This window comes from uncultured Campylobacter sp., from assembly GCF_963517995.1.
Classification (GTDB): Bacteria; Campylobacterota; Campylobacteria; order Campylobacterales; family Campylobacteraceae; genus Campylobacter_A.
Map to the genome: position 1 here is coordinate 1 of NZ_CAUQHQ010000101.1, position 8,094 is coordinate 8,094.

Consider the following 8,094-nt stretch of genomic DNA (forward strand, 5'->3'; position numbering starts at 1 on the left):
AGTGAGTGCAGATGCCGATGTGCCGGCTGTTTTGGCACTAGAGTAGTCTACTGTTTTGTTGTCGTACATTTTTAGATTTATCTCGTCTCCGCTGCTGGTTTTAAAGCTAAAATCAAAGCTTTTTAGGCTCGCGCTTTGGTAGTTTTGTAGTTTCATGATTTTTGCCGTCCTTTTGGCTTTATATCGGTTAAATTTCTTTTTTCTTAATACCCCTTGCGCTAAAATCACTCAAAAAAGGATGAAAATGTGCTGTTTTGCCGCGCGCGTATTTTTGCTCATTAGCGCGACCGTTTTGAGCTTCGTTTTGCACGGATTTTTCCCGCAAATTCCCGTCGTCGCGTTTTATTTTTTACTGGCAAATTTGATCTCGCTTACGATATTTTCGCTATTTTTCGCGGGCAAACTGCCAAGCTTCGTTAAGCCCGCGGCGGTACACTATTTTAGCTTTATCGGCGGCTTTGCGGCAGGGCTTGTAGTGACTTTGCTTAGACGCGAAAAAGCTGGAGCTAAATTTGTCAGAACTGAGCTTTTTATCTTTGCTTTTTGGCTGATTTTGGCTTGCTTTTTGGCGCTAAATTTTAGCCGGCTGTCGGCAAATTTGGCTCAAATTTTTAGCGCTTAAGGCAGACGAAATGGATGAAAAAATTTTAAAATTTATCCGCAAAATGCACCTGCTTAGCCTTGCTGTTTTAGACGACGGCAAGCCCTACTGCGCAAGCTGCTTTTACGCCTTTGATGAGGGAAATTTGGCTTTTATCGTAGCAGGCGGCAAGGAGAGCGCTCACGTGAAGGCGTTTTTAGCTGAACCTAACGTAGCCGGCACGGTTGCGCTTGATACCAAAATAGTCGGCAAGATAGAGGGCGTGCAGTTTCGCGCTCTAGCTGCTCCCGCGACCGCACAGCAAAGCAAAATCTACTTCGCTCGCTTTCCTTACGCTTTGGCGATGAACCCGAGTCTTTATAGTTTGAGTCTGGGCTGGGTTAAATTTACGCATAATGCGTTGGGGTTTGGAAAAAAAATAATTTGGCAAAGAGATTAATTTCTTGCTAATTGCGGCTTGTCTTTTTTCGCTATACTGCGTTGAAATTTAAATTTTAAGCTCGGCAGACTATCTGTCTAGCCTACGCTTAAAATTTAAATTCCGCCTTGTCTAGCAAAAAAATACCTCGCCTTATCGTTTTACGTTCAAATTTGAAGTCAAATTCATGAATTTGAGTTGCCGAGACCCGCATCGCGAAAACATAAATTTAAATACGCAGCACATTAGCGTCGAATTTAGACCTGCACGAAGTGCAGCAACTTCTCACGTGCAGTGGGGTTAGAGAGGGCTTGGGAGAGGAAGGGGCGACGCTTCGTAAGTAGAATCCCCTTCCTCTCCCAAATAAAAGAAAAAAGGGAGCTCTTTTGCTTCGGCTTTGCCTCGCAACTGCAGAGCAGAGCGTAATTCAAGCCCCTTCCCCCTTAACAAGAAAAAGATACTTTCAAGCATTGTATCAAATTTAAAAACCAAATTTAGCATTTTAAAGGTGCGGGTCTCGGTGCATCAAATTTGTAAGTTTGAATGCAAAGAGTCAAGGCGAAGTATTTTTTCTTTAGACGAGGCGGAAATAAGCCGAGCAAGGGCGCATGCGAGTAGTATGTAACCGAGCTTCGGCGAAATTTCTAACGACGTATGGCGGAAAAAGACAAGCCGCCAAAAAGCAAAATTTACTCGCCAAATATATCAAGTTTTTTATCGTACTCTCTTGTCTCTACTCCAAAAAAGCCGAGCAACGAACTAAAAACATTATCGTGCGAGACGGCGTCGTCTTTTTGCGTGCGCAGGCGAGCTAGCGTCGCTTCATCGTTCGTATACGCCATCATCGGGATGTGCTTTTGCGTCTCGGGCGCGATTGCGTAGGGCATACCGTGCAGATAAATGCCGTTTTCGCCTAGGCTCTCGCCGTGATCGGAGAAGTACCAAACCGCGCTTTTATCGCCGCCCGCGTCCTTGACTGCCTTTATCACCTCGTCAACAAAAAAATCCGTAAAAAGCAGCGTGTTGTCGTAGGTGTTTACGATGCTCTCGCTATCGCAGGAGCTTAGCTCGCTCGTGTCGCAAGTCGGGGTAAATTTTCGAAATTCGCTCGGATAGCGGGCGTGATATGCCGGGCCGTGCGAGCCTTGCAGATGCAGGACGATGATCTCGTTTTGCGCGAGATTTTGGAGGCGTTTTTTGAGGGAGGGCAGCATGTTCGTATCGTATCCGGCGTCAAAATACTCGACGTCGCCGGCGTCCAAGCGGTCGCAAACGCCCTTGCACTTGCCCGAGTTATTGCCCAGCCACACGACCTTGACGCCGACGCGTTTTAAGATATCAAGCGCGTTTTGGCTAAATTCTTTGCTGCTGTATTCGCTTCTTGTCGATTTTGAAAACAAGCACGGTAGCGAGACCGCCGTAGCCGTTCCGCACGAGCGAGCATCGCTGAAATAGACTAAATTGGGCTCCTTTTTTGTGTAAAAATTCGTGTCGTTTTTGGCGTAGCCGCCGAGCGAATAGTTTTTCGCGCGAGCCGTTTCGCCGACGATTAGCACCATTAACCGTCGTTCGCTGCTTGGTTTCATCGTAGCGTCTAGACCGATTTGTTTAAATTCGGGCTTAAAAAACTCGAGTTTTATATACTTTTGCGTCGCGTAAATCGGATAAAACGGCAGGTTGTAGGCCCTGATGAAGCTATTTTCGCGAAAAAACGGGATAATGGACTTAGTCTGCGAAAAAAATAGCCCAGCCGCTAGCGCAAAAAAGCCTATAAACGTTAGAAATTTGATCTTTATATGCCGCTTAGCGCCGCCGTACTCGATCCTCGTAAAAGCGACCAAAAGGCAGGGCAAAACGCCCAGAAATAGCATATAGCAAACGAGTTTTGGATTTAAAAAGCTTAGTACTTCTCCCGCGTCCGTTTGCGCGACGTTTCTTATCATTTCGCTATCGATTATGATACCGTAGCTTTGCATGAAGTAGCTGCTAGCGCACGTAATGGCAATCGCCGCGATACTAACCGGCTTAGCTAGATAGGGCAAAAAAACGAGCGAAAACAGTGCGCAAAGCAGCGAAAAATATATAACCGGCAGGCTTGCGGCCGTCAGCGGATGAGCTTCAAAGCTAAGCCTTGAATAAATAAAATTAAACAGCCCGAAATTTAACGCGGCGATGAAAACGGCGTTTAAAAGCGTAAATTTAAACCAAGAAATACGTAGCTTCATAGTTTTCCTAAACTGATAATAAGAGTGAAACTTTATCCAAAAAAAGCTTAAAGCTTTAGTCATTCGGCGCGATTTTAGCGCAAGACGGGTTAAATTTTTGCAGCTTGCTCTCTTGCTGGTTTTGCAAACGGCGGCGCGTTTACGCGGTTTTGCGGTTAAATTTAGCCGTATTTTTATAAATTTTACGCGCCCTGCTAGCCAAACGACGGATTTTTGGGATTTGGCGGCTTTTAAAGTAGGCGGTTAAATTCGGCGTAAATTTAATAGCGCGAAATCGCTACCGTTTTTGCCGTCAAATTTCGCCCCGCTCTTAAAAAATTAGCGAAAAAATAGCCCACGCCCAAGTTATCGCAGCCGTGCCGATAGAAAGACAAACGGCGGCCGAGGCGCAGTCTTTGGCGATTTTAGCTAGCGGATGAAAGCCAGGCGAAACGAGATCGACTACTGCTTCGATCGCGGTATTTAGGCACTCGCAGACTAAAACGAGTCCGAAAACGGCGATCAGCAGCGCGTGCTGCGTCGCAGAAACGGGTAAAAATAGCGAAACTAGCGCGAGCGGGAGGGTAACGCAAAGCTCAAAGCGAAACGCCGCCTCGTTTTTTAGCATCGCGGCAAGCCCCTCGAATGCAAATTTGGAGTTTTTGAAAAAGTTGTATTTTGGTTTCATATCTTGCCTTTAAATTTGCGAAATAATAGCGCAAATTTGCTTTATAAGGCGTTTTTGCGCGCGGCAAGGTTTTAAAATAAACCAAAGGACGGCCGAATTTACCGCTCAAATTTGATCAAATCCGGCCTGCGTAAATTTACTCCTCGGAAATTTTTGAAGTCCTATAAAGCAGCGCAAACGCCGCCGCTCCGATAACCGCAAAGCTCGCAACCATCGGCAGTAGCGTGCCGTCAAACAGCTGCCCGGTCGCGACGCCGATAGGAAGCGAGATAAAGGTCGAAGCCGAGCCGATCAGCGCGGCCGCCATGCCAGCAATCTTGCCCATCGGCTCCATCGCCATCGCGTTTAGGTTGCCAAAAAGTATGCTCACGCAAAAAAAGCTACTCATGCAAAACGCCATAAAAGCCCACAGCGGCGGCACTCCGTCATACGCGACGACGACGGGCAAAAATGCGACTGCGATAACGCAAAACGCCCCCATAGCGCGCATGCTGAGGTAGCGCATGCCGTAGATCATCACGAGCTTTGCGTTTACCATCGACGCGGCGCCCAGAGCTAGAGCATTTATAGCAAAGTAGATAGGAAACTCCTCGCCCAGCTTGTAACTCACTTCAAAAATCTGCTGAGCGGTGCTGATATAGCTCAAAAACATCCCGAAAATCAGCCCCAAAACGATCGTGTAGCCTGCGGTTCGTCTGTTTTTCACTACCTGCGCGGCTTCGCTTTTTATCAAATTTAGGCTAAATTTATTGCGATTTTGCGCCGGCAGAGTCTCGCTCTGGCGCAGTCCAAACCACGCTAGGCAAGCAAGCCCCATAAAAGTAAGCATCAAAAATATGCTGCGCCAACTATAAATTTTAAAAATAAAGCCGCCGATAATGGGAGCGAGTGCGGGCACGATGATGAAAATGGCCGCGATAAAGCTCATCACGCGAGCCATCGCGCGTCCTTCGTAAAGATCGCGGATAAGCGCCATCGCGATGATCCTAGGGCCCGCAGCGCCTAGTCCCTGGAAAAATCTGCTCGCTAAAAGCGCGGTAAAATCGCTCGTGACGACTGAGATAAAGGAGCTTGCCGTAAATATCGCAAGCGCTAGCAGCACGGCGTTTCGTCGCCCGATAAAGTCGCTAAGCGGCCCGTAAAATATTTGCCCGACGGCAAAGCCCGCAAACATCGAGGAGATGACTAGCTGGGTTTGATTTATCTGCGTCACGCCAAGGTCTAGGCCGATCTGCATGAGTGCCGGCAGCATCGCGTCGGTACTCATAGCTCCAAGCGAGGTTAGAAGCGCCATAAGAGCGATAAATTCTACGAAAGGCAAGGTTTTGGGGATAAATTTCATCTTATTTTCCGCGGTTTTAAATTTAAATGATTGTATAAAAAAACTGCTTAAATTTAAAAAACTGAGATTTTGTGATATTTACGTGATATTTTTTTTATTTGCTTAAATAAAAGCGCACAAAATACGAAAAGCAAATTTACCGAATGCTTTAAATTTGACTTTTTGATCGATTTATACCGCTAATAAGAGCAAATTTATCTGATTTAATATCGGTAAAATCGCATTTATGTAAATTTACGAATTTTAGCCGAAATTATCAAAATCGCGGCATAATCCACGATTGGGCATTTGGTATGCGATTGAAATTTGATTTCAAAATTTATACCTAGATGATAAAATATTTTTAAATTTTTAGTTTATAAACGGTGTAATATTAATATTTTTTTAAAAAAAAAGTATTATAATTCCGTCTCAGAAAGGCACAAGATTAAGGCGTCTTTATCCGCGCGATAAAGGCTTGTAATAATAAACTAGAATTTCGGCGAAATTTGAGTTTAAACAAAGGATACCAAATGAACGAAAATTTATCCAGAAGAAGGTTTTTGCAAGGAGCCTGTATCGGCGTCGGAGCTTTGACGCTTAGCGGCTGCGACGACAAAAAGCCAAGCAAAAAAGCTTCTAAAAAAGAGGCTTTTAGCGGTAAGGCTAACGGGCTTCCTTCTTGCGATATTCTCATCATCGGCTCGGGCGGCGCCGGACTGCGCGCAGCGGTTGCCGCTAGAAAAGCCGCCCCGGAACTTAGCGTCATCGTAGCTACTAAAATGATGCCCTCAAGAAACGCCACCTGTATGGCCGAGGGCGGTATAAACGGCGTGACGAATTTTTCTGACGGCGACTCGTATAAGCTGCATGCCTACGACACGGTTAAAGGCGGCGCATATCTAGTAGATCAGGATGCAGCGATCAAATTTTGCGAGCTAGCCGGCAAAGCGATAGCCGAGATGGACTATATCGGCACGCTATTTTCCAGAAATCCAAGCGGCGGCGTAGATGCTAAAAAAGGCGACGTACCGGGCGGCGTAGCGCAAAGGATGATGGGCGGCGCCTCAAAGCGCAGATGTAATTACTCGGCGGATAAAACCGGCCACATAGTTATGCATGCCTGTTTTGACGAGGCGGTTAGCAACGACGTTAAATTTCTAATGGACTACGAGCTGCTAGATATCGGCGTAGAGGACGGCAAATGCGAAGGTGTAGTGCTGCGCAATCTCCAAACCGGAGATATCACTCCCGTGCTTTGCAAGGCTCTCGTGGTGGCTACGGGCGGGTATACGAGGATATTTTACAACAGAACCTCGGTGCCCTATATCGCCACTGGCGACGGCGTAGCGGCTGCGGTGCGAGCGGGTCTTGGGTTTGAAGACCCCGAGATGATACAGTTTCACCCGACCGGCGTGGCAAACGGCGGTACTCTCATCACGGAGGCGGCTCGCGGCGAGGGCGGATATCTGCTAAACAACAAAGGCGAGAGATTTATGAAAAACTACCACGAGAAGATGGAGTTAGCTCCTCGCGACGTCGTGGCTCGCGCTATCGAGACCGAGATCCGCGAGGGACGCGGCTACGGCGAGGGGCTGGGCTCATACGTACTCATCGACGTTAGGCATCTGGGTAAAGAAACCATAATGAAAAAACTGCCTAAAATCAGACACACCGCACTGCTTTTTGAAAATTTAGACCTAGTAGAGCAGCCGGTGCCGATCAGGCCTACTGCGCACTACTCGATGGGCGGCATAGAGGTGGATAAATTTGACGATATGAGCACGAAGATGCCAGGTCTTTACGTGGGCGGCGAGGCATCGTGCGTCTCTATCCACGGAGCTAATCGTCTCGGAGGAAATTCGCTCTCTGACGCGGTGGTAACGGGTCAGCTAGCCGGCAAGGGAGCTAGCGCGTATGCCAAAACGGCTAGTTTTGGTAGCGGCAAAAACACCGAAGAGCTAGCTAAAAAATGGCGCGAGAAATTTAAAAAGGTCGCAAACGGCAAAGGCGAAGCAAACGAAATGTATCTCCTGCGCGAGGAGCTAGGTAAACAAAACTGGGACAATATGGGTATCTTTAGGACCCAGGACAAGCTAGACGCCCTAGAAAAAGCGCTAGAGGATATACAGGCTCGCTACGATAAGCTAAGCGTACCAAACGCAAATCCGGTTATGAATACGGCCTTTACCGACTACGTGGAGCTGGGAAATTTGATCCTGCTATCTCGCTGCGCCTGTTTGGCCGCGCGCAAAAGGCTGGAGAGCAGAGGAGCTCACACCAGGGAGGATTACCCTAAACGAGATGACGTAAATTTCTTAAAACATAGCATCGTGACGCTAAACGACGGCAAGCTAGAGCTTGGCTATAAAAACGTCGTAGTCACGGAATTCTCGCTTGACGGAAGGAAACCGCAATGAAAATAATCATCGACAGATACGACGGTACGCAACACTACAAACAAGCCTACGTCGTGGATAAAAAAGATATAGAGGGCAAGACTTTGCTATCGCTTTTGCTATTTATCAAGCAAAATTTGGACGCGACGCTAAATTTCACCGCATCTTGCCGATCGGCTATCTGCGGCGCTTGCGGCGTGAGAGTAAACGGACACTCGGTGCTAGCTTGCGACGAAAAAATGGAAGAGCTGCTGGCAACATACGACAATCCAGAGGTCATAACGATCTCCCCGCTAGCAAATTTTAGGGTGATCTCCGATCTCGTCGTAGACTGGGAGCCTTCTATCGAAAATTTAAGAAAAATCCGCCCGACCTTTATCCCTAAGGATGAGTTTTCTGCCGAAAAAGGCTGTAAACAAACGCAGGCCGAGTACGACAAAATCCAAAAGCAGTGGGACTGCAT

At 47.2% G+C, this 8,094-nt stretch carries 7 protein-coding genes; 4 read left to right on the plus strand and 3 right to left on the minus strand.

The annotated features are described in order from the left end of the window. Positions 1–244: 244 nt before the first annotated feature. The gene (locus RYL88_RS09650; protein WP_314990896.1) at positions 245–622 is read left to right on the plus strand and encodes a hypothetical protein; all 378 of its coding nucleotides are present in this window, start codon (positions 245–247) and stop codon (positions 620–622) included. Between the two features lie 10 nt (positions 623–632). Next, positions 633–1,040 carry a pyridoxamine 5'-phosphate oxidase family protein gene (locus RYL88_RS09655; RefSeq protein WP_314990897.1) on the plus strand — a complete coding sequence of 136 codons (408 nt, stop codon included), beginning with the start codon at positions 633–635 and terminating at the stop codon, positions 1,038–1,040. 668 nt (positions 1,041–1,708) lie between these two features. Here RYL88_RS09655 and RYL88_RS09660 read toward each other — a convergent pair. The 3 genes from RYL88_RS09660 to RYL88_RS09670 all read right to left on the minus strand — a co-directional run bounded on the left by RYL88_RS09660 (position 1,709) and on the right by RYL88_RS09670 (position 5,253). Next, entirely contained in the window at positions 1,709–3,244 is a 1,536-nt protein-coding gene (locus tag RYL88_RS09660) for a phosphoethanolamine--lipid A transferase (RefSeq protein ID WP_314990899.1), read from the minus strand. A 310-nt stretch (positions 3,245–3,554) separates the two neighbouring features. Next, positions 3,555–3,911 (minus strand): diacylglycerol kinase, encoded by a 357-nt coding sequence (locus RYL88_RS09665; protein ID WP_314990900.1) that lies wholly within the window; start codon positions 3,909–3,911, stop codon positions 3,555–3,557. 136 nt (positions 3,912–4,047) lie between these two features. After that, complete coding sequence (locus tag RYL88_RS09670; protein WP_314990902.1) at positions 4,048–5,253, minus strand: multidrug effflux MFS transporter; 1,206 nt, start codon at positions 5,251–5,253, stop codon at positions 4,048–4,050. A 512-nt stretch (positions 5,254–5,765) separates the two neighbouring features. On the opposite strand from RYL88_RS09670, the gene sdhA reads away from it, so the two are divergent. Together sdhA and RYL88_RS09680 are read left to right on the plus strand one after the other, a co-directional pair. Then, entirely contained in the window at positions 5,766–7,652 is a 1,887-nt protein-coding gene (gene sdhA, locus RYL88_RS09675; RefSeq protein ID WP_314990903.1) for an 8-methylmenaquinol:fumarate reductase flavoprotein subunit, read from the plus strand. Beyond that, the coding region (locus RYL88_RS09680) for a 2Fe-2S iron-sulfur cluster-binding protein (RefSeq protein WP_314990905.1) at positions 7,649–8,094 on the plus strand (446 nt) is incomplete at its 3' end. The genes sdhA and RYL88_RS09680, both read left to right, overlap by 4 nt.